25 protein-coding genes are annotated in these 25,882 nt (G+C 72.7%); 11 read left to right on the top strand and 14 right to left on the bottom strand.

What is annotated here, in order from left to right; all coding sequences use genetic code 11:
• Nucleotides 1–6 precede the first annotated feature (6 nt).
• The 4 genes from ACZ7IF_RS17260 to ACZ7IF_RS17245 all read right to left on the bottom strand — a co-directional run bounded on the left by ACZ7IF_RS17260 (nt 7) and on the right by ACZ7IF_RS17245 (nt 6,940).
• A complete protein-coding gene (locus tag ACZ7IF_RS17260) occupies nt 7–5,502 on the bottom strand; it encodes an nSTAND1 domain-containing NTPase (RefSeq protein WP_470971863.1) in 5,496 nt (1,831 codons plus the stop codon).
• A gap of 31 nt (nt 5,503–5,533) precedes the next feature.
• On the bottom strand, nt 5,534–6,010 hold the full coding sequence (locus tag ACZ7IF_RS17255; RefSeq protein ID WP_470971861.1) for a CU044_2847 family protein: 477 nt from the start codon (nt 6,008–6,010) through the stop codon (nt 5,534–5,536).
• 217 nt (nt 6,011–6,227) lie between these two features.
• Nucleotides 6,228–6,695 carry a hypothetical protein gene (locus ACZ7IF_RS17250; RefSeq protein WP_470971859.1) on the bottom strand — a complete coding sequence of 156 codons (468 nt, stop codon included), beginning with the start codon at nt 6,693–6,695 and terminating at the stop codon, nt 6,228–6,230.
• Nucleotides 6,692–6,940, bottom strand: coding sequence for a hypothetical protein (locus tag ACZ7IF_RS17245; RefSeq protein WP_470971857.1), 249 nt, complete (start codon nt 6,938–6,940; stop codon nt 6,692–6,694). Before ACZ7IF_RS17245 ends, ACZ7IF_RS17250 begins: the two co-directional genes overlap by 4 nt.
• A gap of 326 nt (nt 6,941–7,266) precedes the next feature.
• Between ACZ7IF_RS17245 and ACZ7IF_RS17240 the strand changes: the two genes are divergently transcribed.
• Complete coding sequence (locus ACZ7IF_RS17240; RefSeq protein ID WP_470971855.1) at nt 7,267–7,800, top strand: hypothetical protein; 534 nt, start codon at nt 7,267–7,269, stop codon at nt 7,798–7,800.
• Between the two features lie 55 nt (nt 7,801–7,855).
• Here ACZ7IF_RS17240 and ACZ7IF_RS17235 read toward each other — a convergent pair whose 3' ends face one another.
• Together ACZ7IF_RS17235 and ACZ7IF_RS17230 are read right to left on the bottom strand one after the other, a co-directional pair.
• Nucleotides 7,856–9,229, bottom strand: coding sequence for a N,N-dimethylformamidase beta subunit family domain-containing protein (locus ACZ7IF_RS17235; protein ID WP_470971853.1), 1,374 nt, complete (start codon nt 9,227–9,229; stop codon nt 7,856–7,858).
• 321 nt (nt 9,230–9,550) lie between these two features.
• On the bottom strand, nt 9,551–10,273 hold the full coding sequence (locus tag ACZ7IF_RS17230; protein ID WP_470971851.1) for a hypothetical protein: 723 nt from the start codon (nt 10,271–10,273) through the stop codon (nt 9,551–9,553).
• A 596-nt stretch (nt 10,274–10,869) separates the two neighbouring features.
• Here ACZ7IF_RS17230 and ACZ7IF_RS17225 point away from each other — a divergent pair.
• Together ACZ7IF_RS17225 and ACZ7IF_RS17220 are read left to right on the top strand one after the other, a co-directional pair.
• Nucleotides 10,870–12,336 carry an alpha/beta hydrolase family protein gene (locus ACZ7IF_RS17225; RefSeq protein ID WP_470971849.1) on the top strand — a complete coding sequence of 489 codons (1,467 nt, stop codon included), beginning with the start codon at nt 10,870–10,872 and terminating at the stop codon, nt 12,334–12,336.
• A gap of 140 nt (nt 12,337–12,476) precedes the next feature.
• On the top strand, nt 12,477–12,911 hold the full coding sequence (locus tag ACZ7IF_RS17220) for a VOC family protein (protein WP_470971847.1): 435 nt from the start codon (nt 12,477–12,479) through the stop codon (nt 12,909–12,911).
• 158 nt (nt 12,912–13,069) lie between these two features.
• Here the strand turns inward: ACZ7IF_RS17220 and ACZ7IF_RS17215 are convergent, their stop codons facing one another.
• A complete protein-coding gene (locus ACZ7IF_RS17215; protein WP_470971845.1) occupies nt 13,070–13,246 on the bottom strand; it encodes a hypothetical protein in 177 nt (58 codons plus the stop codon).
• A gap of 22 nt (nt 13,247–13,268) precedes the next feature.
• Nucleotides 13,269–13,637, bottom strand: a complete 369-nt coding sequence (locus tag ACZ7IF_RS17210) for a PRC-barrel domain-containing protein (RefSeq protein WP_470971843.1) — start codon at nt 13,635–13,637, stop codon at nt 13,269–13,271.
• A gap of 242 nt (nt 13,638–13,879) precedes the next feature.
• On the opposite strand from ACZ7IF_RS17210, the gene ACZ7IF_RS17205 reads away from it, so the two are divergent.
• Together ACZ7IF_RS17205 and ACZ7IF_RS17200 are read left to right on the top strand one after the other, a co-directional pair.
• A complete protein-coding gene (locus ACZ7IF_RS17205) occupies nt 13,880–14,416 on the top strand; it encodes a cysteine hydrolase family protein (RefSeq protein ID WP_470971841.1) in 537 nt (178 codons plus the stop codon).
• 238 nt (nt 14,417–14,654) lie between these two features.
• Entirely contained in the window at nt 14,655–15,470 is an 816-nt protein-coding gene (locus ACZ7IF_RS17200; protein WP_470971838.1) for an alpha/beta hydrolase, read from the top strand.
• Nucleotides 15,471–15,512: 42 nt separating this feature from the next.
• Here ACZ7IF_RS17200 and ACZ7IF_RS17195 read toward each other — a convergent pair whose 3' ends face one another.
• The 3 genes from ACZ7IF_RS17195 to ACZ7IF_RS17185 form a co-directional block, all read right to left on the bottom strand.
• Nucleotides 15,513–16,442 (bottom strand): hypothetical protein, encoded by a 930-nt coding sequence (locus ACZ7IF_RS17195; protein ID WP_470971836.1) that lies wholly within the window; start codon nt 16,440–16,442, stop codon nt 15,513–15,515.
• 188 nt (nt 16,443–16,630) lie between these two features.
• The gene (locus ACZ7IF_RS17190) at nt 16,631–17,461 is read right to left on the bottom strand and encodes a hypothetical protein (protein WP_470971834.1); all 831 of its coding nucleotides are present in this window, start codon (nt 17,459–17,461) and stop codon (nt 16,631–16,633) included.
• Nucleotides 17,462–17,837: 376 nt separating this feature from the next.
• Entirely contained in the window at nt 17,838–18,266 is a 429-nt protein-coding gene (locus tag ACZ7IF_RS17185; RefSeq protein ID WP_470971832.1) for a helix-turn-helix transcriptional regulator, read from the bottom strand.
• Nucleotides 18,267–18,391: 125 nt separating this feature from the next.
• Between ACZ7IF_RS17185 and ACZ7IF_RS17180 the strand changes: the two genes are divergently transcribed.
• Nucleotides 18,392–18,745 (top strand): STAS domain-containing protein, encoded by a 354-nt coding sequence (locus tag ACZ7IF_RS17180; protein ID WP_470971830.1) that lies wholly within the window; start codon nt 18,392–18,394, stop codon nt 18,743–18,745.
• Nucleotides 18,746–18,966: 221 nt separating this feature from the next.
• Complete coding sequence (locus tag ACZ7IF_RS17175; protein WP_470971828.1) at nt 18,967–19,560, top strand: hypothetical protein; 594 nt, start codon at nt 18,967–18,969, stop codon at nt 19,558–19,560.
• Between the two features lie 52 nt (nt 19,561–19,612).
• Here ACZ7IF_RS17175 and ACZ7IF_RS17170 read toward each other — a convergent pair whose 3' ends face one another.
• Nucleotides 19,613–20,143: a GtrA family protein gene (locus ACZ7IF_RS17170; protein ID WP_470971826.1), complete on the bottom strand. Its 531-nt coding sequence runs from the start codon at nt 20,141–20,143 to the stop codon at nt 19,613–19,615.
• A 332-nt stretch (nt 20,144–20,475) separates the two neighbouring features.
• Between ACZ7IF_RS17170 and ACZ7IF_RS17165 the strand changes: the two genes are divergently transcribed.
• On the top strand, nt 20,476–20,766 hold the full coding sequence (locus ACZ7IF_RS17165; RefSeq protein ID WP_470971824.1) for a hypothetical protein: 291 nt from the start codon (nt 20,476–20,478) through the stop codon (nt 20,764–20,766).
• Nucleotides 20,767–20,872: 106 nt separating this feature from the next.
• Here the strand turns inward: ACZ7IF_RS17165 and ACZ7IF_RS17160 are convergent, their stop codons facing one another.
• Nucleotides 20,873–21,550, bottom strand: a complete 678-nt coding sequence (locus tag ACZ7IF_RS17160) for an NAD(P)H oxidoreductase (RefSeq protein ID WP_470971822.1) — start codon at nt 21,548–21,550, stop codon at nt 20,873–20,875.
• Nucleotides 21,551–21,676: 126 nt separating this feature from the next.
• Between ACZ7IF_RS17160 and ACZ7IF_RS17155 the strand changes: the two genes are divergently transcribed.
• A complete protein-coding gene (locus ACZ7IF_RS17155; protein ID WP_470971819.1) occupies nt 21,677–22,606 on the top strand; it encodes an AraC family transcriptional regulator in 930 nt (309 codons plus the stop codon).
• Nucleotides 22,607–22,624: 18 nt separating this feature from the next.
• Here ACZ7IF_RS17155 and ACZ7IF_RS17150 read toward each other — a convergent pair whose 3' ends face one another.
• Nucleotides 22,625–23,776 (bottom strand): epoxide hydrolase family protein, encoded by a 1,152-nt coding sequence (locus tag ACZ7IF_RS17150; protein ID WP_470971817.1) that lies wholly within the window; start codon nt 23,774–23,776, stop codon nt 22,625–22,627.
• A gap of 63 nt (nt 23,777–23,839) precedes the next feature.
• On the opposite strand from ACZ7IF_RS17150, the gene ACZ7IF_RS17145 reads away from it, so the two are divergent.
• Together ACZ7IF_RS17145 and ACZ7IF_RS17140 are read left to right on the top strand one after the other, a co-directional pair.
• Nucleotides 23,840–24,808 (top strand): helix-turn-helix transcriptional regulator, encoded by a 969-nt coding sequence (locus ACZ7IF_RS17145; protein ID WP_470971814.1) that lies wholly within the window; start codon nt 23,840–23,842, stop codon nt 24,806–24,808.
• A 514-nt stretch (nt 24,809–25,322) separates the two neighbouring features.
• Complete coding sequence (locus ACZ7IF_RS17140; protein ID WP_470971811.1) at nt 25,323–25,880, top strand: DinB family protein; 558 nt, start codon at nt 25,323–25,325, stop codon at nt 25,878–25,880.
• The last annotated feature ends 2 nt before the right edge of the window (nt 25,881–25,882 follow it).

The raw sequence follows: 25,882 nt of genomic DNA, 5'->3' as shown, positions 1-25,882 counted from the left end.
GTCCGGTCAGGCCTCCGGGGGATCCGTGGTGAGGAGCAGGGTGTAGCCGCCCGCCGGGCCGTCCCGGCGGCCTTCGACCAGCAGCGTGCACTCCCCCGCGGGAGCGAGGTCGACGGGGCCGACGCGGCACCGGCGCCCCTCCGGGAACCGGCCGGCCGCCAGGACCTCGCCGCCCGGGCCGTAGAGGGTGGCCGTGGGGTCAAGGTCGATGCCTCCGGCGGCGACGTCGATCGTGACGCGGCCGCCCCCGCCGGCGATCCGCCACTCCCGGGAGCGCCCGGCCTGCACCGCGTCGAAGGTGCGCACGCCGGGCGGCAGGCGGGGCGGGCCGCCGACGCGGGCGGGGAGCCGCGCGGGGACGGCCGCACCGAGGGCGGAACGGGTCAGCGGTACGACGGACGGGGGGCCGGACTCGGGCGGCGGATTGCCGAGCGGGTCGCAGCCGGGCTCGATCAGCAGCGCCGACCGCTCGGCGCAGGTGAACCGGTGGATCCGCCGGTTCTCGTACGCCCACGCCACGAGCTCCGCCGGGCTGTGCAGGCGCCGCAGCCGGACCCCTCCCCCGGCGGAGGCGGACACGACCGCCATGCCGGAGGCGTCGGCGCAGCAGGCGAGGGCGGTCACCGCCCCGGCCCCGTCATCGAATTCGCGTAGGACCTGCCCGGTGGCCACGTCCCAGACGAGCACGGCGCCGTGGTCGTCGCCGGAGACGGCGAACCGGCCGTCCGGTGAGAAGGCGACCGCACGGACCGCCGCCGTGTGCCCGACGAGGACGCTGCGGCCGCCGTCGTCCGGTCGGCAGAGGGATAGCGTGCCGTCGGCGGTGCCGACGGCCGCGACCCGGCCGTCGGGGTCGAGCGCGATGCCGAGCACCGCCGACTCGTGCCCGAAGCGCCGTACGACCGCACCCGTCCGGGTGTCCCAGACGATGCTGCTGGCGTCCTGCGAACCGGACACCGCCAGCCGTCCGTCGTCGCTCACCGCGACGGCGTTGACGGTGTGGTTGTGCGCCTCCAGGCTGCGTACGAACTCCCCCTCGGCCACGTCCCACAGGATCACCCGGTGATCGGCCGAGCCGGAGACCGCGACCGTGCCGTCGGGGGTGAGGGCGACGCAGCGGACGGCCTCGGTGTGGCCGCTGAGCAACCGGGCCTCGCCGGTGCGCAGTTCCCACACGGTCAGCGGGAGGACGTCGGTGGCGCAGACCGCCAGGCCGCCGTCGGCGCTGACCGCCAGGCCGTTGGCGTCCTCGTAGCCGCGCCACCGTCCGGCGGCGGTCCCGCCGTCGAGGTCCCAGAGGGTCATGGCCCCGCCTTCGCCGCCCGCCAGGGCGAACCGCCCGTCCCTGGTCGCGGCCAGCGTGCGGATGCCGCCCGCCGTGTGCAGGACGCGCAGCACGTCGCCCCTGCCCGCGTCCCACACCCCGGGCTCGGCGTTGCCGCCGGCCGTCCAGGCGCGGCGCCCGTCGGCGCTCAGCGCGGCGGCGGTGGCGGGCCTGCCCGGCCCGCCGAGGCGGTGGACCGCTCCGGTGGGGAGGTCCCAGGTGAGGGTGGCGCCGTCGTCCGTCCTCAGCAGTGCCCGGCTCCCGTCGTCGTCGAGGGCCACGGCGCGTACGGCGAGGCCGGCGCCCGTCAGCGGCTGGTCCCGTTCGCCCGACGGGACGTCCCAGAGGATCACCGTACCCTCGTCGTCGGCCGAGAGCGCGGTCCGCCCGTCGCCGCTGACCGCGAGGGCCCGGACGCTGGCCGGGTGCGAGCCCAGGCGGCGGTGCCGGCGGCCCGGGCCGGTCCAGAGGTGCAGTTGCCCGTCCGCGCTGCCCGCCAGCAGCGTCGCGGCGGTGGTGTCGACCGCCAGGCAGGTGGCGCCGCCGCCCCGGTGGATCCGGCTCCATTGCGGGACGCCGACGGGCCGGCCGACGCAGACCTCCCCTTCGGCGGTGGCGATCAGGGCGGTGGCCCCGTCGCCGCTCAGGGCCGCCGCGACGACCGTGGCGGGGTGTAGGCGTCCGCCCGGGTCCGGGGCGCCCGGACCGCTGGTGTGCCGGCTGAGCACGCCGGCGGCGGACAGGGCCAGCGCCGTACGGCCGTCGCGGCTCAGCATCACGTCGGCGACGGGCCCGCGCCGCCCGCCGGGGTCCGCGAGGCGCCTGGGTGTCCCGCCGGCGGCGTCCCACAGGAACAGGGCGCCGTCCGTGCAGCCGACGAGGGCGCGGCCCGCGTCGCCGCTCAGCGCGAGGGCGGCCGCCGGGGCACCGTGGCCGCCCAGTTCGAACAGGGCGCGGCCGGAGCCGGTCCGCCACGCGGAGACGCTGTGGTCGTCCCCGGCGCACAGGACCGTCTCCCCGGTGTCGTCGAACGCCACTCCGTTGACCGCGCGCCCCACCTCGAACCGGTGGACGAGGCGCTGCCCGTCCGTGTCCCAGACGGCCACGGTACGGTCCGCCGCACCGGACACCACCCGGCGCCCGTCGGGGCTGAAGGCCACGCTCCAGACGCTCGCGGTGTGCCCCGCCGCCGGCCGGGCCGGTCCTTCGGGGCGGCCGGTGCGCAGGTCCCAGACGAGTACGCCCCGGTCGGCGGAGGCGGAGGCCGCGCGGCGGCCCTCCCGGTCGACCGCCACCGCCCGGACCGGGCCCCGGTGGCCGGTCAGGGTGCGGCGCGGTCGTCCGGTGGCCGTGTCCCAGATCCGGACGGTGCCGTCCGCGGAACAGGTGGCGGTCACCTCCCCCTGTCCGCCGACCGCCACTGCGGCCACCACGTCGCGGTGCCCGGCGAGCCGGTGCAGGACCCGGCCCGTCCCGGTGTCCCGGACGAGGGCCGTGCCGTCGGCGGAGGCCGAGACGGCCAGCCTGCCGTCCGGGGTCAGGGCGACCGCGAGCACGGCGTCCTGGTGGCCCTCGTACCGGCCGAGGATCCGGCCGGTCGCCACGTCCCAGCGGATGACGGTGCGGTCGTCGGAGCAGGACACCGCGACGCCCGCGTCGGCGGACAGCGCGAGTCCGCGCACCGGGCCGCTGTGTCCGCTCAGCGTCCGTACGACGCGCCGTGCGGCCGCATCCCAGACGAGCACGTCGCGGTCCCCTCCGGCGGAGAGGAGGAGCCCGGCGCGCTGGGCGACGGCCCAGACGGGGGCGGTGTGGCCGTGGCGCAGCTCGTCGCGGAGCCCGGGCCGGTACGCGACCTCGGCCAGCGTGCGCAGGGCCGTGCTCGACGGGTGTTCCAGCCGTCCGGCGGCGAGTGCGAGCGCCAGGGCGGTGGTGGGCTCGTCGTGCTGGGCTGCGCGGGTGGCCCACAGGATGCTGCGGGACTCGTCCGCGCTGCGCCGGGCGTGCCAGGCCTCCTCCTGCGCGCGGTCGAGTCGTTCGGCGCTGGCCCGTACGTATTCCAGGGCGGGGCCGGCCATGAGTGCCGGATGCTGGGCGCACCAGGCGCGGGCGGCTTCCGTGGTCGACTTGGGCAGCAGGAACTCCTCGCGGCGGTCGTGGCCGGTCCAGAGCTGGAACGCGGGCGCGAAGTCGGCCGCGTACCAGGCCGAGAAGGCCCGGTGGTAGCGGATCCAGTCGGTGAGCCGGGGCCAGGCTTCGATGAGCGCCTCGTGGGCGATCTCCACGGCGGGCCGGCCGCTGACCGGGTCGGCGCGCAGGACGAGGAGCCGCTCGCGTACGAAGGTCGCGATCACGGAGCGTGCGACGGGGTCCCATTCACCGAGCCAGGCGCGCCTTGCGGTGAGGGCCGTGGCGGAGGCGGAGGCGTCGCCGCCGATCTGCTCGGCGGCGACGAGGCGGGCGAAGACGGCCGGGGCCGCGTCCCGTTCCTCGTCGGTGAGCTTGTCGCGCCAGGTCTCCTCGGCGGCGCGGTACACGGCCCCGGCGACCCCGTGCGCGGGGTTCACCTCCGCCGAGCCGTCTTCGCGGCCGGGGCCGGCGGCTTCCCCGGCGCCCAGGGCGAGATAGCCGTCGAGGGTCAGCACGCCGGTGCCGGCGTCGCGCTTCCAGAGCTGTTTGAGCGTCAGTTCCAGCAGGGGCAGAGCGCCGGGCCGTCCCCGTACGTCGGCGATCAGGCGCTCGGCCAGCTCCCGCTGCACCCGCCGCAGCTGGAGGCGGGCGGGTTCGACGATGGCCTGGCGGAGCTCCTCTCCGGTCATGGGCAGGACGGTGACCTGGCCGCGGGTGAGGGCGTCGGCGAGGCCCTGGTGGCGCAGGGCGCGGCCGTAGAAGTCGGCCCGCAGGGCGATGACGACGACGGCGCCGTGGTCGCGCAGCGCGAGGAGGATGTCGGTGAAGTGGTCCGCGGTCCGCTCGTCGGTGGCGGCGTACAGGCGCTCGAACTGGTCGACGAGGATCAGCAGTCCGGCGGGTACGGCCCGGGCGAGCGCGGCGGCGGCCGCGTCGGGCGGCATACCGCTCAGCCGCTCCGGGACGGCCTCGTGCGGCAGGGGACGGGGCTGATCCGGCGGGCCGGGGTCCGGCGGGCCGCCCGGGGCGAGCGCGGCGGCCAGGCGTAGGAGGGCGGTCCGCCCCTCGGACGTCACGGCGCCGGTCGTCCGGTCGCCGCGCCCGTCGCGGGGTTCGGAGGCGGGACGGCCGGCCGCGAGGGAGCGGACGAGCGCGGGCAGGGGGTCGCCGCCCGCCACCATGTCGCAGCGCAGCCGGCGGCCGAGGTCGCCCGAGGTGCTGGTGAGTGCCTTGTCCAGTCCGGCGTGGAGCAGGGAGGACTTGCCGGAGCCGGAGTTGCCCACGAGGACGGCCCTGCGTTCCCGGGCCATCGTCCGGGTCAGGCGGCGTACGGCGTCGTCGCGGCCGAAGTAGAAGCGGGGGTCCTCGAAGGCGGCGAGCCCGAGGTACGGGACGTCCGGGGGCAGTCTCAGTTCCGGGCACCGGGCGCGGATCGTGGTGACCGGTCCCATGAACGCCGTACGGGTCAGCCGGAGGCCGGGGTCGAAGGACACCGGGAAGTGTTTCTTGTCGCCCGGTCCCGCGGCGACCTCGCGGACCCCGGTGATGCTGGTGACCATGCCCACGGCGACGCCGAGTTCCTCGTCCCAGACGGGGGCGCCGCTGAAGCCGAAGGTCACCTGGTCGCTCTCCAGCACGTGGACCGGGTGTCCGTTCTCCGTGGTGGAGCCCGGCACGACGCTGCACCGGCCCGGAAGGCCCTCGACGGGCTTCGCCGCGGGGAAGCCGAAGGTCAGCAGCTGCCGGTCGGCGGCCGGGTCGAGGTCGCCGAGCAACAGGGCCGCTTCTGCGGGGGCTTCGGGGACGCGGAGCACGGCGACGTCCTCACCGTCCGGCTCGCCCCACCACTCCTCGACGACGGTCCCCCGCCAGAGCGCCCCGTCGGCGTGCCGGACGAGTGCGACCTCCCGGCCGGGGCCGGACCCGGCGGCCGCGACCACGTGGGCGCAGGTGACGACGAGCCCGGCGGCCGCGATGAAGCCGGTGCCGTGGGTGGAGCGGTCGTCGCCGACCACGCGTACGATGCCCGCCCGGAGCCGATCGGCCATGCTGATCCCCTCCCTCCACCGGGGCGCCGTACTAGGGCTGCGGGGCCGGTGGTTCGGCTCCGGGTTCCTGCTCCGGGACGGGATCGGTTCCGGGATCGCTTCCGGGGTCCGGGTCCGGGTCCGGGTCCGGGCCGGGGCCGGCGGTGGGCTCGTCGCTCCGCGCGGCGGCGGAGTTCCAGACCAGCCTGACGCCGTAGTTCATCTCGCCGGCGACCTTGGTGATGACGAAGTTCCCCGCCTCCCCGCTGGCCTTGAGTCCGAAGGTGATCTCCGCCTGGTCGGGCGGCACCTCAAGGCCGCGGACGGCGTTGACGAACACCCGGGCGTGCACCGCGAGGACGTGGCCGACGGCCCGCTCGAAGGAATCCTGGGCGACGGCGACCCCGTCCTGCAGCCGTCCCCTGAGTCCGACCTTCTGGATTCCGGAGAACCCCGCGAGGTCCTCCTTCTCGCTCTCCAGGAACACGGTGGTCCCGTCGGAGTCCTCGAACCGCAGATAACTGGCCATCGGCTCCCCCTGTCAGCGGTAGGACCATGCTATGGACGCCGGGCCGGCCGGGGCAGGGGCGCGGACGTTCCGCCGACCGGCGCCCGGTGGTGCGACGGCGCGCACCGGGGGCGCGCACGGGGGGGGCGAACGCGAGCGGTGCGGGCGGTGTCGCCCCGGTGACGGACGTGCGCCCCCCGGCGCTCGGCGCACTACCGCCGAGGATGAACCCGCCCCGTCATCCCTGGTGCAGATGAGCGTCGCAGAGGCGCCTGAGGGCTTCGAGTTCCGTTCGGGGGAAGTGCTCACCCCATTTGCCTCGGTAGCCGCTCTCGCCGTAGGTCCGAGCCACCTCGTCGAAGCAGCGCATCACGGCTCGGGCCAGCTCGTCGATGTGGAGTTGGCTCGACCAGATCTCGGTGCCCTTGTTGTCGTGGTCGTTGCCGCGGCGCAGTTCCAGGATGCGGATCCAGGCGTCGGCGCCTTGGCGGTAGAAGATCCACCGGTAGGCGGTGGGCTCGGCTTCGAACTGCGCGCGGGTTTCCGTCCCGCCCGAGACGAGCCGGGCCACGGCAGTGAGGAGCTCCTCCGGAGCGCTGGTGATGTAGGAGGCGGTGAGCTCGACTCTCGTCTGGTGGTCCTCGACGGTGCAGCTGGCCCAGCCGGTCCCGTCGAGCGCCCAGGTCATGCGCATGCCGGTGGTCACGTCCGTTCCGTGCCGAGCGGCGTGGGCGATACGCCCGGCGGCGGAAGGCCGAGAACGCGGGCAAGGGCGGCGGTCAGAGGAACGGAGTGGCCGGGCAGGTGCTCGGAAGGCCAGTCCCTTGCCGCCGCGAGAAACGCGGTCAGGCCGCGCTCGGCGCTGGCGAGCAGAGGGCGGAGCTCGGTGACGGGCCAGAGGCCGAAGCCGTCGGGGGTGTTCATCTCCAGGGCGGGCTGCATCACGATCACCTGGCGAATTGTTCCTCATCCGTCGCCGGTGTCTCGCCTGTCGCCGTACTTGCTGATCAAGGTCTCGTGGGTGGTCGGATCACTCGTGGGGGTGCTGCCCCCGCCGGAGAACCCCGCCGTCGCGGTGGTGCCGCATCCCTGTGCCGTGGTGGCGGGCGCGGCGATGGTGCGGACACTCCTCCGCACGGGCCCCGGGGAGTGGTCGCGTAGCCGGTGACGGTGATCGGCGCCGTCACCGGCCCCGCGCGCGCATCACCCGCGCCGGCACGCTTCCTCGTCAGCGTCGCCTCGTTGTGCTGGTCAACCGACCCACGGAGGCGCGCCCCATGCTCAGGACACTCGCCGCTCGGCGGCTCTCGGCGGTGCTGGTGGCGGCCACCGTCACCGCGGCGGCCGCCGGGGTCGGCCCGGCGTACGCGGTGGAGCGGTGCAAGGTGTCGTCCAGGACCGTCGACAACCCCGCCTACAGCGGCCCCTGGCCTGACAACTGGGACTTCACGGTCAAGGCCTGCGTGACCGAGGCCGGCGCGAACATCCGGCACTGGGCGACGATCTCCTGGGACCTGCCCGAGTCCTCCACGCACCCGGGCTCCATCTTCAACAGCACCGGCACGAACGCCGAGGTCACCGCGATGATCGTCGGAGGCGGCCTGGCCGTGACGAAGCGCACCGATCTGGCCGGGCGTCTCAACCGGGCGAAGGACGGGTCCGTCACCCCCGCGTCCTACTCCTCACGCTGGCCCGGCCGCCACCGCCTCTACACGGACGTGATCTTGTTCCTCGACTGGAAGGACGACGGGAAGGGACCCCAGAAGCTCCACTTCACCCCCTCCCCGTCGATCCCGGGCTCGGCACGCTGAGGCCGACCGCCGGAGGATGCCCGGTGCCGTGGCCGAGAAGGTCCGCCTCGACGCGTCAGGTCGTCCGGCCGGCGAGACCCGCCGGGCCCTGGCTGAAGGTTCGCAGCAGGTTTTCGGTGACGGTCCTGGCGAACGCTCCCGTCCGCCCGTCCATGCCGTGGTTGGCCTTGCCCGCGCTGCCGGTCGCGTCCAGGGCTTCCACCCACCTCATGGTGCCGGTCGCGAAGACCCCCGCTCCTGAAGGCAGGGTCAGGTAGACGGACTCGGCTTGTCTGCGCCGTCCCTTGCAGATCACGGGCGAGCGGGCGATCACCTCGATCGGACCGGGTGCCGGAAAGGCGGGGTTCAACCGGTCGTACTCGACACCGACCAGGTGCGGGAACGCATCGCCGTACCGTGCTCCGGTCCCGGTGAGCAGCCAGTGCGCGGGGGCGGTCACCACGTACGGGGCGTCCACGGGGTAGCCGTCGTACATCACCCCGTGCAGTTCGCTCTCCGGCTGCGGGAGCGGATCCCGGCGGAAGTCGTTGGTGGGCGGCAGGCCGGCACGGTAGCCCGAGTCGGCTGCATAGTCTTCCTTGAAGCAGACCACCGTCCGGTCCGCGCCCACGGACGAGGGCTCGAAACGGACGCGCCGGTAGCAGCAGTTCGCGCCCAGGACCGCCAGGTTCGCCCCCCGGTCGCGGGCCCGCATCACGTGCAGGCGCTGCTGCGGGCTCCAGTACTCGTCATGTCCCGGCGAGACGATGCCCGCGGCTCCGTGCAGGAGGCCGGGATCGCGGGCCACGTCCACGCCGGTCGCGTAGGCCAGCGGCAGTCCCATGCGTTCGGCGAGGGCGACGAGCGGGGCCTCGAAGACGAAGAACTGTCCCGCGCCGTTGCGTGCCGCGTAGGGGCGGTCGAAGGAGACGGCCAGCGACCGCGAGGCCTTCTTCCCGGTCCCGCCCTTGTACAGGTCGGCGCCGCCCCACCGGTTGTATGCCTGCCAGGTGGCGACCGAGTTCACCACGACCAGGCGCCCTGCCGTCCGGCGGGAGCGGACGGTGACCGGAACGAACCTCTGGGCCCGGCCGTCGGCGGTGTCCAGCCGCAGCAGATAGCAGCCCTCCGGCCAGCCCGTCGTGTCCACGCGCACCGACGGCCGCCAGTCGGTGCGCGCCATGCGTGTGGACTGCTCGATCACGGCCGGCGCCTGACGCGTCCCGGGCACGGGGGCCGAGCGCCACACGAGCCGGGCGCGCGCGCCCGCGTACCAGCCCATCCGGTAGGCCGAGACCGTGTAGGAAGCGGACTGGGTGGACACGTACAAGTCGAAGGGCTCCCCGGGCAGCACGCTGGTCCGGCTCGCGAATCCCTCGACCGCGTGCGGGGCGCCCGGCCGCACGACCCGCCAGCCCGGGTCACCGGGGAGGGAGTTCTCCGTCGGCACGTCCAACCCGTCCAACCCGCCGCCGACCGGCGCAGCCCGCCCGGGTGGACACCCCCCACGGGCCCCCGCCACGGCGTGCCCGGCGCCCGCCGGCCAAACGCCGCCCGCCAGACCCGCAGCCACCACCAGCACTCGCCTGCGGTCCGGCCGCCGCGACCACACCTCCGGACCGCCCGGTGCCTGCTCGTCCCCCGGACCCACCATTTCTCCCGTCCTCCCGTCCTACCGTCCTCCCGTCCTCCACCCTTCTAGCCCACCGAGCACTTCCGGACCGCCCAGCCACGCCCATCCGGCTTCCGCCCCTGCGGTCCTTCTCCGCACTTACGGGCATCCCAAAGCCGATGTCACCCAGCTTTCGGAGGGCGGTGCGTCCTGGGCTGTGCCGTTCACCAGCCACGAACCGTTCCACTCGACGTTCCACACCCGGCCATGGGAGTTCTCGAACTCCACGAAGCTCCCCGGAGCGCCTTCGAGCAGCCCGAGCTCCCTCAGCAGCACGTCGTGCGTGGTGAACCCACGGGACGGGCCCACGCTGCCGCCGGCGGTCCGGGTGTTCTCGTACCGCATCCGCAGGTACGGAACCGGGGGCCGGGAGACGATCGACGGGCGCAGCATGCTCTTGAACCGCAGAACCGCCTCCTCCGGGCTCTCGTCTCCGCGGAACTCGCACCGGTATGCCGGGAAGACCGCTGAGACGACCTCGTTCAGGGCCTCGTTCCGCCCGTGGTGGTAGCCGTGCACGGGCGGTGAAGCCGCTGCCACGGCGTCGAACCGGTAGGTCCCGTAGGAGAAGCCGGTGGCGATCACGAGCGGCCGGGTGCCTGGTTCGCGCCCGAGGCGGTGCTGTCTCGCGAACTCAAGAACGGCCCTGGCCAGGCCTTCGTCGTGGAAGTCCAGCGAGTTCATCTGGTAGGCCCAGTGCCCGTCGGCGTCCATGGCGAGGGAGAACACGAAGCGCGACATGGGTGACCATCGCCAGGCCATGGGCAGGCCGGGTACCTCCTCGACGTTCCCGAGCTCCGCGACGGCCTGTTCGATGTTCATGTCCGTCATTTTCCCCGCCCGCGCCGGCTGCGTGATCGGGCGGGGGGAGGTACGCGAGGAACCGGCGTTCCACGTCTCTCACACGGCACGAGCAACGACGGCCACCACCCCACCGGCCCGGGCCGGCCCGGCCGGGTCCGGGCCGTCCGCCAGGCGCTCGCCTCCGCCGGCCCGTCGTCGGGACACGAACCGGATCAGCCGGCATGAGCGGCTTGATCCGGTCCGCATCGCATCAGTGTTCACCGACCGGACGGACACATCCGATCGACCGACCCACCCGTCACGGAGACATGCGCTAGCGCTCGGCGCCGGCCGGTGTCTGCGGCCTCGCTCCGCACGTACCCGCCGCGGCACGGGCGCTGGACGACTCCCTCACAGCACTCAGGACCGGCCTCACCTGACCGCGTGGCAGCGTCGTTGAGCATTGCTCTTCTGCACGGGGACGCCGCCACGACCCGGCACGGACACGGACACCCGGCTCACGGACACCCCGCTCACGGGCTTGAGAATGCGCGAGGTCGCCGCCGTGCTCCGTTCGGAGCACCCCCGGGTGTGGCGGACCGCAGGTGACCGGCGGGGCTCCTACGGTCCGCACCATGAGCGAACCCCTGCCGCACCACGAACCCTCCGGTTCCGCCGTACTCTCCCGCCGCACCGCCCTCGCGGGCATCGCCGCGGGAGCCGGAGCACTGGCCGCCGGGGCCACCCCCGCCGCAGCAGTGCCGTCCGCTCCCGCTCCCGACGCCCCCACTCCCCGCGCCGACGGCCCCACGCCGGGCGTGATGGCCCTCTTCGACGACCCCGGATTCAACTTCGCCGGCCTCTTCGCACTCGGCGGCGCGGGCATGCGCGCCTCCGAGGTCGGCGAAGTGCTGACCGCGGTCAACGCCGTCAACAGTGCGGGCCTGTCCGAGCAGAGCTACACGGAGGTGTTCCGGCAATGGGGCGACCGGCTGTCCGCGCCTCCCGCTGGCGGCCGGCAGGGCGGCGGCGAACTCCCCTCCCAGACCCGCCGGTTCCGCTCGCTGCGGGCCGCCCAGTACTACTCCCAGGCCCTCTTCTACGTACTCGGCACCCGTACGCCCCAAGACGAGAAGGACGTGTACCTGGCGGCCCGACGCTCCTGGGACACCTTCGCCGAGCTCTGCTCGCCCCCCGCGATCCGGGCCACGGTCCCGTACGGCGGCACGCGCCTGCCCCTGTGGTTCTTCCGTCCCGCCGGCCCGGCCGAGCCGCGCCCCACCGTGATCCTCACCAACGGCAGTGACGGCCAGAACGTGGACATGTGGACGTACGGCGTCTCCGCCGCCCTCGACCGGGGCTGGAACGCCCTCGTCTACGACGGCCCCGGCCAGGGCCGGCTCCTCTTCGTGGAAGAGGAGCTCTTCACCCCCCGCTGGGAGGAGGTGGTCCGTCCGATCGTCGACTGGCTGGAGCGCCGCAAGGAGGTCGACGGCAACCGAATCGCCCTGACCGGCCTGAGCATGGGCGGCAACCTCGTCGCCCGCGCCGCCGCCTTCGAGCACCGGCTGGCGGCCCTGGTCTGCATGCCCGGCTGCGTCAGCCCCTGGCTGGGCTTCGACGCCGAACTGCGCGCCCTCGTCACCCCCGACAAGGAGGAAACCAACCGGGCGTGGGCCGAGGCCGTCCCCGAACTGACCCCGCATCTTGCGTACACGGTCAAGAAGCGCTTCGAGATCTTCTCCCGGGAAGCCCTGCGCGAGGCGCGAGCCGGCCGGGTGTTCAAGGACCTGTGGACCCCCGCACAGCTGGCCATCTCCCTCGACGTCACCGAGGTGGTGCCGCGGATCAAGGCCCCCACCCTCGTACTCGACTACGACGACGAGGCGTTCTATCCGGGACAGCCCGAGCAGATGTACGAACTGCTGCGCACCCGGCGCTCGTACGTGAAACTCACCCGGGCCACGGGCGCGCAGCTGCACTGCTCGCCGATGGCGCCGCAGCAGCACTGCGACACGGTCTTCGACTGGCTGGCCGACACCTTCGGCCACCACGGGCAGGACGGTGTTCAGACGGGACGGTCGGCGAAGCGGAACGGCTGAGACCGCGAGCGAATCGGGCCAGATCTCCGGAGGCGGGAACCAGATCCCGCTCGGGGCGGGGCGAGCGGTGAGGACTGCGACACCGGCCGGCCTGCCGGTCGGCCGCCTTCTGCGCCCCCGCCGGGGCGTACCGTGACCGCATGGAGCAGCGCATCACCCTGGTCACTCTGGGGGTTTCCGATCTTGCCCGCGCCAAGGCCTTCTACCAGGCACTGGGCTGGCGGGGGCACGAGGTCGAGGAGACCGTCTTCTTCCAAGCGGGCGGATTGGGACTCGTCCTGTGGGATCGCGGCAAACTCGCGCAGGAGTGCGGCCTGGAGCCGGGTTCGGCCGCCGGGTTCGGCGGGATCGCCCTGTCGCACAACGTCCGCTCCCGGGCCGAGGTCGATGCCCTGCTCGCGGAAGTGGAACGGGCCGGCGGCACGGTCACCAAGCCTGCGGCCGTGAACGCCGTCGGGTTCTACTCCAGTGCCTTCACCGACCCGGACGGCCACGCCTGGGAGATCGCGCACAATCCCGGGATCCCCTTCAACGAGGACGGCTCGATCACCCTCCCCGACTTCGGCAGCCACTAGGCCGGACGATCACGTTTCCCGCGCCCGTACGCGGACCGGCAGCGTTCCCGAACCGCCTTCGGCCGCGCCGCCCTCCGCACACGTGGTGCCGGGCCGGGGGCCGGACACATGTGGCTCCCCGGCGCCTCGGGAGCGCCGGGGAGCCACAACCGTTCGCGTCAGCGCCGGCGGTCGCGGCCGTCCGTGCCGCGCCGGGCGTCGGCGTCCCCGGCCTCGCCGTCCTGGCTGCTGGGGACGACCGCGTCCTCGGCTTCCTCGCGGGCCTCGCGGTCGCCGCTCTCACCCGGAGCCTTCGAGGGAGGGGTGGTCCCGCGGCGCTCCTCGTGCTCGTTCATCCGTCGTGCTCCTTGCGCCGGTTCAGAACGGGCGGCCGCCGAACGCGTCGCCCTGCTGGTAGTAGACGGCCAGTTCGTCGTGGTAGCCGGCGTTCCCGAGGTGCTGCTCGCGATGGAACTCCGGAGCGTTCTTGATCTGCTCCTTCGTACGGTCCACGTAGATCTTCTCCTCGTCCACGTCGATCCGCGAGACGGTGCCGGCGGGCAGGAGGACCTCCTTGCCGAAGATCCACACGCCGGTGTCGACCACGATCCAGGCGGATCCGGCCTCGTCCGAGTGCTTGTCGACCTTGCCGATGCTTCCGTCGACGGCCTCGACCTGGAACCCGCTGAGGTCGATGCCCTGCGGTCGGCCGTTCGTCTCGCCGTAGCCCCACACGTTCTCGGTCATGGAGGGTGGTCCTTTCCGGTCGGAGGGAGTTGCTGCCTTGGGTGATCCCCCGCCTGCCCCGTCCGCCGGGTCTCAACCGGGCGCCGGCAGCCAGGAACGCCGCCCGGTCCTGGCAGCTGGTCCGGACCGGCCTTCGCACACCCCGCCCGTGACGTGCCGCCGATCCGGTCAACCGGGGGCGCGGGCCTGCCGTGGCCGTCGTGTCCTGCGCTCGCGTGCGGTCCTTCTGGGAGCTTGGGCCCATGGCGAAGACTGCGCTTGTCATCATCGACATGCTCAACACGTACGACCACCCGGACGCGGACAAGCTCGTACCCTCGGTCGAACGGGCCCTGCCCGCCGTCGTGCGGCTGCTGGAGGAAGCGCGCGAACGCGGTCTGCCGGTGATCTACGCCAATGACAACTTCGGGAGGTGGCGGTCCCATCACGGGGAGATCCTGGAGGCCGCCCTCGCCGGCCCGCACGCCGATCTGATCGAGCCGGTGCGCCCGGACGAGGACTCCTTCTTCATCGTCAAGGCCCGCCACTCCGTCTTCTACGAGACTCCCCTCGCCTACCTGCTCGGCACACTCGGCGTCAGCCACCTCGTGCTGTGCGGGCAGGTCACGGAGCAGTGCGTGCTGTACTCCGCGCTCGACGCCCACATCAGGCACCTGTCCGTCTCCATCGCCCGTGACGCCGTCGCCCACATCCACCCGGACCTGGCCGACGCCGCGCTGCGCATGATGGAGATCAACATGGAGGCCCGCATCGTCCCCGCGGCCCAGGCCCTCCCGTGACGACCGCGGAGGGGGCTTCGGCCTCGCCCACTGGATGGGGCGGACCGGCCTCCGGAGGCCGGTCCCCTCTGCCGTTCAACGCGCGACGGTGCCCCCGATGGGGTGGAATGGGATGGTTCAGGTGAGACGGGCCGCCGTCGGCTGCCTGCTCTGGCCCGATGACCTCGTTCGGTTCTCCCAGCACTTCGCGGGCCCGAGGCCACGCCGCCCGGGGACTGCCGCCTTCCAGGAGGCTGCCATGGCCGCACAACGCACTCCCGTGGTGTTCATCCACGGTCTGTGGCTCCACTCGACCAGCTGGCAAGGATGGGCGGACACGTTCCGCGACGCCGGGTACGAGCCGGTCACGCCCGAGTGGCCCGGCGTCCCGGCGACCGTTGCCGAAGCCCGCCGACGTCCTGATACCCAAGGCGGTGTCGGGCTCTCGGAGATCTCCAAGGCACATGCCGAAGTCATCCGGACCCTCGGCACCCCACCCGTACTCGTCGGGCACTCCGTCGGCGGCTTCATCGCCCAGCACCTGCTCGGGCAGGGCCTGGGCGCGGCGGCCGTCGCGATATGCCCAGGCCAGATCAAGGGCGTCAAGGCCGTCGCTCCGGCCCAGGCGAAGTCGGCGTTCGCTTTCCTGCGCAACCCCGGCAACACCAAGCGCGCCGTCTCCCTGAACCCCGCGCAGTTCCGGTACGCCTTCGCCAATGCCGTACCCGAGGAGGAATCCGACGAGCTGTTCGAGCGGTGGACCATCCCCAGCCCGGCGCGCCCTCTGTTCCAGCTGGCGCTGGGCAACCTCACACCGAACTCCGCGGCGAAGGTCAACACCGGCAACGAGTCCCGGGGGCCGCTGCTCCTGCTGTCCGGCAAGCTCGACCACACGGTCCCCGATGTGCTGACCCGCTCCACCTACAAGCAGTACCGGCACTCCGGCGCCGTAACCGAGTACCAGTGCTTCGACGACCGCGGCCACTCCCTGATCGTCGACCACGGCTGGCCCGAACTCGCCCGTACCTGCCTCAGCTGGCTGAACAGGACGGCCTCCATGGCCGCGGCGAGCTGAACGGCGGTCGGCACGCCCCGTCGGGGCCCGCGCGGCCGGGGATCAGGTGCCGCAGAACGTCACGGTCCGCACGTACCCGCCGAGGTTCTCGTCGTCCGTGCCGAGCAGGGCGTCGGCGGAGTCCGGCAGGCACTCGACCGCCTCGACCTTGTACTGCGGGTACTTCCCGAGCACCGTCGGGGAGGCCGAGAGGCTCACCCGTACCCGGCCCGCCGCCGATACGGTCACCCGGCCCGCGTCGCTCACCGCGGAGTCGAAGGGGCCGTCGTCACCGGCGTCCGCGGCGGACCCGACGAGGATCCGGCCGGAGCCGGTCACCGAGATGTCGGAGATGTGCCGCACCCCTTCGCCGAGGGGGTGCGCCGCCCGGTACGGCCGTCGCGTCACCGCCCCGAACAGCGGCTGGCCCCAGGCGGCGAACGTCAGGGGGGCCGCGTACAGGGTGGCGGGACGGTCCGGACCGGCGCCGCGGTCAGCCCACAGGGCGGCGAGGTTCCCGTTCTGCCCGACGAGCGCCAGGCTCTCGAAGTCGTCACCCTCGCCGATGGCCGGGAGCGGCGTGTAGTCGACCACGGTCGCCGTGGAGCCGGCGACCTTCAGGCGGAAGACGATGCCGCGGCCGGTGACCGCCAGGTACTCCCCCGGCATCCCGGGGATCGCCTCAAGGGCCTCCAGGTCGACGGGTTCCGGCCCGTCCCAGGTGAGCGGAGTGACCTCGTCCGAGCCCTCCCGGTGGGTGATGCGGGACAGCCGCCCCTGCCCGGACCGCTTGTTGTCGTGCACGGCCAGCGCCCGCACGCCGCCACCGTCCTCCGTGCGCCCTTCGTAGGCGAGACCGCTGACACCGCTGCGGGCGTCCTCGCCGACCTTCTGCCACGCGCCGTCGGCTCCGGCCGGACCGGTGCCCGTCATCATCAGCAGCGCGGTCGCCACGACGAGCCAGGACTTGTGCCGCACCATGGGGAGTTTCACCGGGGCCGCTCGCCTTCTGTGTGGGCAACGGCGCGAGGTCACGCGCCGGGGACGCCCACGTTATTGATCATGGTGGACGCGGCCCGGTGACCGTTGCTCCATTCACCGGAGCGTGAAGGAGCACTCGGCGGGCACGCGCTCCCCGGCCGCGCCCCGCCCGCTCCGCGCCCGCGCGGCGGAGGTCTGCCTCACAGGCTCGGCATCAGGCCCGTCAGCGGAAATGCCGTCGCGTCCTCGGGTGGGCGCGACACGTGCAGCACCGTGTGGAAGTAGCCGTCGCTCTCCTTCCCGTACGGGTCGCGACCGGCCGCGGTCACCGCTTGGACGGCGTACTTCTGTTCCTCCGCGTCCGTGAAGCGCCGTTGCCGGAACGTGTGCGAGGGCGCCGTCTCGGTGACCAGGCCGTACGAAGCCAGACACGCGGCGATGGACTCGTACGAGGTGGTGCGCAGCACGAATGCCGCGACCCACACCGGGTCTTGGGCACAGGTGAGGATCGGCAGGAAGGTGCGGGGAGACAGGAAGGCGGCCCCTCCGGTGATCGTGATCAGACGGGCGTGCCGCGCGGCGCGGAGCAGGGACGGGGAGGGAGGCGCGGTTTCGAGGTTCTCGGCGAAGCCTTGTTCCAGCAGGCCGACCGCACATGCGTAGGAGATGGCGTTCGCGGCGATGTCGAGTCCGATCACCGGGACCGGGTCGGGGCGCCGGCGGGCCGCGTAGTAGTCGCGGTCCCATTCGATCAGTTCGGCCGTCGTGAGCGCGGTGGCCTGCGGCAACGTGTAGTGGGCACAGAGGTCGTCCAGCGTCACCTCGTGGTTGAGGAGGGCGGCGTTGATGCCGTAGGAGGAGCAGATGTCCAGCACGGTCACCGGATCGGCCGCCCGGGTCGTCCTGAGGCTCGCGACCGCCCGCCGGAAGACGCTCTGTCCGTGATGGGGCGTCTGGTATTCCAGTGGACCCAGTGCCTGGAAGTAGGCCCGGGGATCCGGCTGGTCGTAGGCGTCGTCGAACGCCGTCATACCTTCCGGGAGGGGGGTCCCTGACGCCTGCGGGCCTCCGCCGGCGGCGTTCCCCCGCCCCCCGTTCCGCATACCGCTCATGCCGGTTCTCCTCACGCAGCCCAGGTCCGCTCTCCGGCCAGGGTCGGTCACCCTGGGCGGTGCGGGAAGGAGGCGTGGAAGAAACCGGCCACGCCTCGTGCGAGACGCGCATGAGGCCTTCCACGGGCTCGGCTCTGTGGACGCGTGCGGCCATGGGACGGCATCCGGCCACCGACACCCGGACACGGCCCTTCCGCATCCGAGCGGATCCAGGCGACCGGTCACCCGGCGGGGGCAGAGCCACCCCTGGGGAGGGATCCGGCCGGGCGACCCGCGCACGGGCCTCCGGCCGCCCTTACCGCTCCGAGGGCCGCGCCCGCCCGGGAAGGAGCGGGGGCCTCAGCCGCTGACCGGCCGGGGCCGGCGGCGACAGCTCACCACCGGTGCTCATGGGGGCGGGCGGCCGGGTGGGCGGTGGGGGGCCTTCGGGGGCGTCGGCGAAGAGGGCGAGCAGGCCGGCGATGTCGCGGCCGGCTTCGGCGGGGTGGCGGAACTTCGTGCCCGGATTGATCCGGTAGTGGTTGCGCCGGCCTTCGCGTACCCGGGTGAGGTATCCCTCCTGCTCCAGGTCGGAGACGATCGACTGGACCGTCCGCTCGGTCAGCACACAGCTCGCCGCGACCTCCCGCAGACGGACACCGGGATCCCGGGTCAGGGCCAGCAGGACCCGGGCGTGGCTGGTGAGGAACGTCCACGGCACTCGGGGAAACGCTTCATCACCCATGAATCCAGAATGCACCCCTTTTGTATCTATGTCCTGTTTTTCAGGTAATTCTTGACGCCTGCCAACCCCGTGCCGATGATGCTGTTGAAGGAAACAGCAGCCCCAGAGCACGTGGGGAGGCAGGCATGACCCAGACCCTGCGCGAGGACCCCCTCCTCGAGGCCCCCGCAGACGACCGCCTCTACATCTGCATGGAACCGGGCCCGCCCGGGACGGTCTACGTGCGCGTGAGCGGGGAGATCGACTTCGACAACGCCGCGGCACTGCGCGAAGACCTCATGGTCGCCCTCATCTCCCATCGGTGCACCCTCCTGGTGGACCTGCACCGGGTCACCTTCTGCGATTGCGCCGGCCTCAACGCCCTCCTCGCAGCCCAAGAGGCCGCAACCCGCGCCGGCCGCACCCTCCGCCTCACCTCCACCAGCCGCCGAGTGGAACGCCTCCTCCAGCTCACACAAACCCGCGCCCTCTTCGCCTGACCCCTGTGAGGAGGAGAGCGGAGTCCGTCGGGCCGGGGCCCCCAACTCCCGCGCGACAGACCATGGTTCAATGCCGAGCGTGACCCCCGGAGCACCCCTTCCCCGCCGCCTACGACGACTGTCTGGCCGTGGCCTCGCCCCGATCCGCTGGGGCGGGCCGCCCCCGCAGTTCGCCGAAGGGCGCCTGCGGTGAGCTGCGGGGCGGCGGATAGCGTGCGGGTATGGCGATGACGGAAAAGCGGCGGGTCCTCTACCGGCAGGGCAGCGGGTTCTGGCGGATGACGGGGAAGTGGGTCCTGTTCTTCGGGGCCCTGTACCTGCTGGACGGCGGGCTGCTCCGGTCGTGGGGCGACGCCCTGGTCTTGCCGTTGATCGGGATCCTGCTGTGGGTGCCGTTCGGGATCGGCGTCGTCTGGTACCCGAGGAAGGACCAGCAGGTCGTGCTGACGACACGTGAACTGCGGGTGCGGCGCAAGCGGCTGCCGATGGAGAAGGTGAACCTGCTGCACGTGGCACGGCTGTGGCTGGATGGGTGGTCGACCGCGGACGACCAGCCGGTGCTGGAATGGAGACGGTCCGACCGGGTGGTGTGGGTGCCGCTGTGGGACGGACGGGCGTTCGGGGTCGAGTTCCGCGACCCGGTCGCCTTCGCCAAGGTTTTCGGCGCCTTCGCGGTCGCGGCGTGCGGGGGACCGGACGTGGTCCGCGCGAGGGCTGCGGCGGAGACCTACCCGGAGCCGTTCCCGATGCGCCCCCGCCCCGCCGGCGACGCCAACGACGGCTCCTGGGTGGACCTCCTGGACGTCTTCGGCTGAAAGCCGGAAGCGCACGCCCGCCCCGCCGGGTGCAGGGTGCAGGGTGCAACGGTCAGGCGGCGCGGCAGAGCGCCGTCGGGGCGGCGGGTGCCGCGGCGCGTGCGACGGTCGCGGACACGGGGCGGTCGGTGCGGACGGGCGCCGGCGCCTCGCGCAGGCGGTGGCGCGTGAAGACCACGAGGCGCAGGACCGCGAACCGTGCGACGCCGGCGAGTGCGGAGGCGGTGAGGTAGACGGCCTGTTCGAGGAGTACTCCGGGGGCCGCGGCCAGATGGTGCAGCACCAGCATCGCCGTACAGGTGACGGCGTATGCGGCGGCCGCGGATCCGGCCGACTGCGCGTGCTGGCGCCATGTCGCGCGGCCGCCCGCGCCGAAGGTGAACCGGGCATGCAGCTCGGTGGCCAGGAGCGTGGAGGCCGCGGTGATGACGGCGTTGGCCAGGACCCAGGGCATCCAGGATCCGAGGACCACCACGGCGAAGCTGGAGACGAGCCCCACTCCGCCGCCGCAGAGCACGAAGCGGGCGAACGAGGTGAAGGCGCTCGGCACCTCCTGCCGCCGGTCCAGTGCTACCGCCTCCATGACCCACCCCTCCGAACGTGCCCCTGCCGCGAACCCCTGTTTCTGACGAGAGAAACGCTACGTTGCGTTAATCAGGGCAGCAACATGGATATTGCGTCGCATCCACAAAAGCGCAGTTCAGCGCGATGAAATCGTTGCGCTGGATCAGAACGCAACGCAACATCCGGGGCGGGTTCGTTGCAACAGGCTGGCCGTAAACGCTATGGCCGCCGAGCTGCCGAGCCGGGCGTGCTCACCGCTCACACCGGCCGAGCCCACGTCACCGCGCGGGCGCGACCGCCGCTCCCCAAGCCCTGACCGCCCCGTACGGAGGCGCCGCTTAAGATCCCGGAATGGAAATCGAACTGTCCGACGTACTGGACGAGCTGATAGAGCTGCAGGAAGCGACCGACGAAGCGCACGCCGAGTTGACGCGCCTTCGGGAGGAACTCGGCGACTCGGCTCAGTGGACCGACGAGCAGCAGGTGACCTGGCGGGACGCCTGGGAAGACGCGCGCGAGCCCTGGTGGACGCTGGACACGGCCCTGGAGTACTACGCGGAGACGATCGGTCTGGACCGCGACGAGCTGGAGGCCACGGTGCAGAAGGCTGCGGGCCACGTCCCGCTGCCGGACGAGGACTGACCGGGGCGCCGGCGGTCCCGTGACCAGCCGCCGGGAGGGGCCGGCGGCACGCACGACCCCGCCCCGCCCCGGCCCGCCACACCCGGTGCACGTCACACGACGCCCGTCACCTCACGAGTTCCTCGGCGACGAAGCGCTCCACGAACTCCTGGGCGCGCCGGTCGAGATCGGCGTACTGCGCCTCTCGCTCGGCGCCCGCGACCGCTTCGCCGATCAGGAGGTTGCCCTCGGTGTCGAGCCGCTGCGGGCGCTCCTCCGCGTCGGTGAGCAGGCCGACGGTGGAATGGGAGAAGCCGCAGTAGTAGGCGATGCCTTCGCTCAGATTGGTTTCGAGGACGGTCCGCATCCCCTCCACGACGGGATCCTCGGCAGTGGCGCCGGCCAGCCCCAGCCACAGCATGCGCTTGCCGGCGAGGCGGGGCTTGCTGCGGCCGTAGGCGAATCCGTAGTTCCATACGCGGTCGATCCAGCCCTTGAGGATCGCGGGCACGCTCTGCCAGTACACCGGGAAGACGGCGACGACGACATCGGCGTCGAGGATGCGCCGCATATGGGCGTGTGCTTCGTCCGAATACGGCTTCTCCCTGTTGCCCCAGTCCGGCTGGTCCGACGTGTTCATCCTGGGGTCGAACCCCTCGGCGTGCAGGTCGAGCACGTCGATGCGGTACCCGGCGGCTTCGAGCCGGGCGGCAGCACGGCGGGCCGTGTGCGCGGTGAGGGAATCGGTGCGGTGGTGTGCGACGACCACGAGGGCTGTCCTGGCATCGCTGCCGTGCTGCGTCACGCTGTCTCCTGGCTGGTCTCTGGTCTCGGTTCGGTTCGACTCGATGACTCCAGTACAGCTGCGGTGGCGTGGATGATCCATGGGAGAAACGCTCCGGAACATAGGAGATCGTCTACGATGCCCTCCGTGGATCCTCTGAGTTCGCTACTGAGCGGCATCCGGGCCGAGGGCTCGGTCGTCAGCCACGCCGTACTGACGGCGCCCTGGGCCATCCGCTTCGCCGACGACGCACCGCTCACCATGATCAGCGTGCTGCGCGGCGGCGGCACCCTGATGCTGCCCGACGGCACCGAGCGAGCGGTCGGCATGGGCGATACGGCCATCGTGAGCGGCCGCGCACCGTTCCATCTCGCGGACCGTCCCGGCACCCTCCACGGCTCCCATGCCGCGTACGAGATCTCCTGCTTCACCCCGGACGCCGAATGCACCGGCGAGGAACTCGGCGGTATCCACTGGGGCACCGACTCGGCGGAGGCGACCGCGCTGATCGTGGGCGCCTACCGCGCCTCGGGCCGGCGCCACGAGCGGCTCCTGCGTGCCCTGCCGCCCGTCCTGGTGATCAAGGAGGACGTCGAGGTCTGTGCCTGGCTGGAGACGGCCGCCGCCGACGCCGCCCAACTCTCGGCCGGTTCCCAGGCGCTGATGGACCGGCTCCTCGACTGGGCCCTGGTGTGCACGTTGCGCAACTGGTTCGACCAGGCCGGCGCCGACGCGCCCAGCTGGTACCGGGGCCTCGCCGACCCGGTCCTCGCCCCCGCCCTGCAGGCCTTCCACGACCGGCCCGCCGCGACGTGGACGGTGGCGTCGCTGGCCACCCGGGCCGGCGTCTCCCGGGCGCTGTTCGCCAAACGCTTCACCAGTCTGATGGGCCGCCCGCCCCTCGCCTACCTCACCGAATGCCGCATGGACGAGGCCGAGGCGCTCCTGACCGACACCGACCTCAGCATCGCCCAGATCGGCAGGTCGGTCGGCTACGCCGACGCCTTCGGCTTCAGTGCCGCGTTCAAACGCCACAAGGGCCTGAGCCCCAGCACGTTCCGCGCCGCGGCAGCCTGAGGCGTTGTCGCGGGCCGGTCAGCCCGGGCTGCCCAGGGTGGCGAAGAAGGCGCGCACGTCGGCGACGAACGCTTCCGGCCGCTCCAGCGCGAGGAAGTTGCCCCCGCGCTCCAGCTCGCTCCAGTGGGTGATGTTGTGGTCCCGCTCGGCGAAGCGGCGGATGGCGACGTCGGTCCCCAGGGCGACGGCCACACCGGTCGGAACGGTGCCGCGCGCCTTGGGGGCCCAGGCGCTCGCATCGTGCCCCGACTCGTAGTAGAGGTTCGCCGACGAACCGGCCGTGCCGCTGAACCAGTAGACGCTGATGTTGGTCAGCAGGCGGTCGCGGCCCACGGCATCCTCGGGGAGCTCAGCGGCGGGGTCCGTCCACTCCTTGAACTTCTCGGCGATCCAGGCGAGTTGGCCCACCGGCGAGTCGTGCAGCCCGAAGGCGAGGGTCTGCGGGCGGGTGGACTGGATGGCGTTGAAGCCCATCTTGTCCTGCTGGAAGTCCTCCAGCCGGGCCAGTCGCTCCTGCTCGGGTCCGGTCAGACCTTCGAATTCGGCGGGGTCCCCGGAGGGGAAGGTGATCAGACCGTTGACGTGGATCCCGATGACCCGGTCAGGTGCCCGGCGTCCCATCTCGGTGGCGATCCAGGCCCCGCCGCCCGTTCCCTGAACGCCGTACGCGTCGTAGCCGAGCCGGTCCATCAGCTCGACGAAAGCACCCGCGATGCGACCGGTGGTCCAGCCGGCCTCGCCGAGCGGACCGGAGAAGCCGGTGCCGGGGGTGGAGGTCACGATGACGTGGAAGTCCTGCGTCAGCGGTCGGATGACGTCGACGAACTGTACGAACGAGCAGGGCCAGTCATGCAGCAGGAGCAGCGGGACGGCGGCCGGATTCTCCGAGCGGACGTGCAGGAAGTGGATGTTCTGGCCGTCGATCTCGGTGGTGAACTGGGGGAACTCGTTGAGTTCCGCTTCCGCCTTGCGCCAGTCGAATCCGTCGGCCCAGTACGCGGCGAGCGCCTTGAGGTAGTCGGTGGGCACGCCCCGGCTCCAGCCGGTGCCGGGGATCTCGCTTCCCCAGCGGGTGCGCAGCAGCCGCTCGCGCAAGTCGTCGAGCTCGTCCTGCGCGATGGCGATGCGGTACGGGTGGATCCGGGCGTCGGTGGCGCTGTTGCTCTCCATGGGTAGGACAGTAGTCTCGAAATAGGCTCCATACGTTCCTAATTGCACGTCAGTCTTGGTTCCATGCTTGATACTTCGGCGCGTCTGCTGCGTCTGCTGTCCCTGTTGCAGACCCCACGGGCCTGGCCTGGATCCGAACTGGCCGAGCGCCTGGGCGTGAGCGGACGTACCGTCCGCAATGACATCGACCGGCTCCGCGAACTCGGTTATCCCGTGGACGCCACGCGCGGAGCCGCCGGCGGCTACCGGCTGGGCGCCGGGGCCGCGATGCCGCCGCTGCTCCTCGACGACGAGGAGGCCGTCGCGGTGACGATCGCCCTGCGCACCGCCGCGCAGGGCACCGTCCCGGGGACCGGGGAGACCTCCCTCCGGGCGCTGGCCAAGCTGGAGCAGGTGCTGCCCTCCCGGCTGCGCCGACGGGTGCGTGCGCTCCAGGCGTACACCGTGGCCGTGCCGGCCGACCGGCCGGCCCCGGGCGTCTCCGCGGACGTACTGACCACCGTGGCATCCGCCTGCCGCGACCGGGAACGGCTGCGCTTCGACTACCTGGACCACGCAGGACGTCCCACCCTCCGCACCGTGGAGCCGCATCGGGCCGTCAACTGGGGGCGGCGCTGGTACCTGGTGGCGTGGGACGTCGAGCGGGAGGACTGGCGGACGTTCAGGATCGACCGGATCCGGCCACGCACCCCGACGGGGCCGCGCTTCGCCCCGCGCCGGCCACCCGGCGGCGACATCGCGGAGTACGTCTCCCGGCGGGTGTCGAGCGCCGCGTGGCGCTATCGCGCGCGGGTGACCGTCCGTGCTCCGGCGACGGCTGTGATCGAGCGGATCAACCCCGCGGTCGGTACGGTCGAGGCGATCGACGCCGACAGCTGCGTTCTGGTCACCGGTGCCGACACGGTGCAGACACTCGCCCTCTACCTGGGGATGCTCGACTGCGACTTCGAAGTCGACGAGCCCGCGGAACTGGTCGCCCACCTCCGCCTGGTCGCGGACCGCTACGCCCGCTCGACACCCCCCGTCCGCTGAGGCGACGGGCTCGGGAGCCAGGCGCGCCGACGTGCGGAGCAGCTGTTCATCGGGGGTCGGGGTCGCGCCGGTCGCGCTGATCGACAGGTCCCGGAGCCGTGCGGCCGCGTCGGGGGCGACGGCGCACGCGCGGACGCCGCCGCCGCGCCCGAGGGCGTCGAAGCGCACGGCGAAGAGGGAGTTGGCGGTCTTGGCCTGGCCGTAGGCCAGCCACTTGTCGTAGCCGGTGCGGAAGCGCGGGTCGTGCCAGCGGATGTCGGTCAAGGCGTGTCCGGCCGAACGGGAACTGTCCGGGGGCCACGGCCTCGGGGCGGGTGCCCGGGACGGGTTGGCGGCCCAAGGGCTGCCCCGTAATCCCCGGCGGGCGCACGACGCCGGCTACGGCACCTCGCTGCGTTGTCGGAACGCCCGAACACGCCCAGTACGGGGGCGCCCCTCCGCCTTGCGATGCACCGCATCCGACGCCGTGCGCCGATCCACCGGGGACTACGGGGCAGCCCTTAGCGTGGGGCACATGGCACCGGACTGGAACACGCTCCTCGCCGACCAGCTCGACTGGCACTGGCAGCACCACCTGCGCGCCCGTCTGGACGGCCTCACCGACGACGAGTTCTTCTGGGAGCCCGTACCGGACTGCTGGTCCGTGCGGCCGCGCGGCAGCGGCACGGCGCCGGTGCAGGGCGGCTCCGGTGCGTTCACCATCGACTGGTCCTGGCCGGAGCCGGTTCCCGCCCCGGTCACCACGATCGCCTGGCGCCTCGGGCACGTACTCGTCGGCGTGCTGGGGGCGCGCAGCGCCTCGCACTTCGGCGGACCGCCCGTCGACTACATGACGTACGCGTACCCGGGCACCGCGGCAGAGGCGCTGGAGCAGCTCGACGCGGCGTACGGGCGGTGGGTCACCGGGGTGCGCGGTCTGGGCGCGGAGGGGCTGGCGCGGCCGTGCGGCGAGGCCGAGGGCCCGTATGCGCGGGAGCCGATGGCGACGCTCGTACTGCACGTCAACCGCGAGGTGATCCACCACGGAGCGGAGGTGTGCCTGCTCCGGGACCTGTACGCCCACCGGGGCTGAGG

It is taken from the genome of Streptomyces sp. NPDC037421 (genome assembly GCF_055602105.1).
The sequence above is the reverse complement of the archived record's forward strand: the minus strand, read 5'-3'. Positions and strand labels throughout refer to the sequence as shown.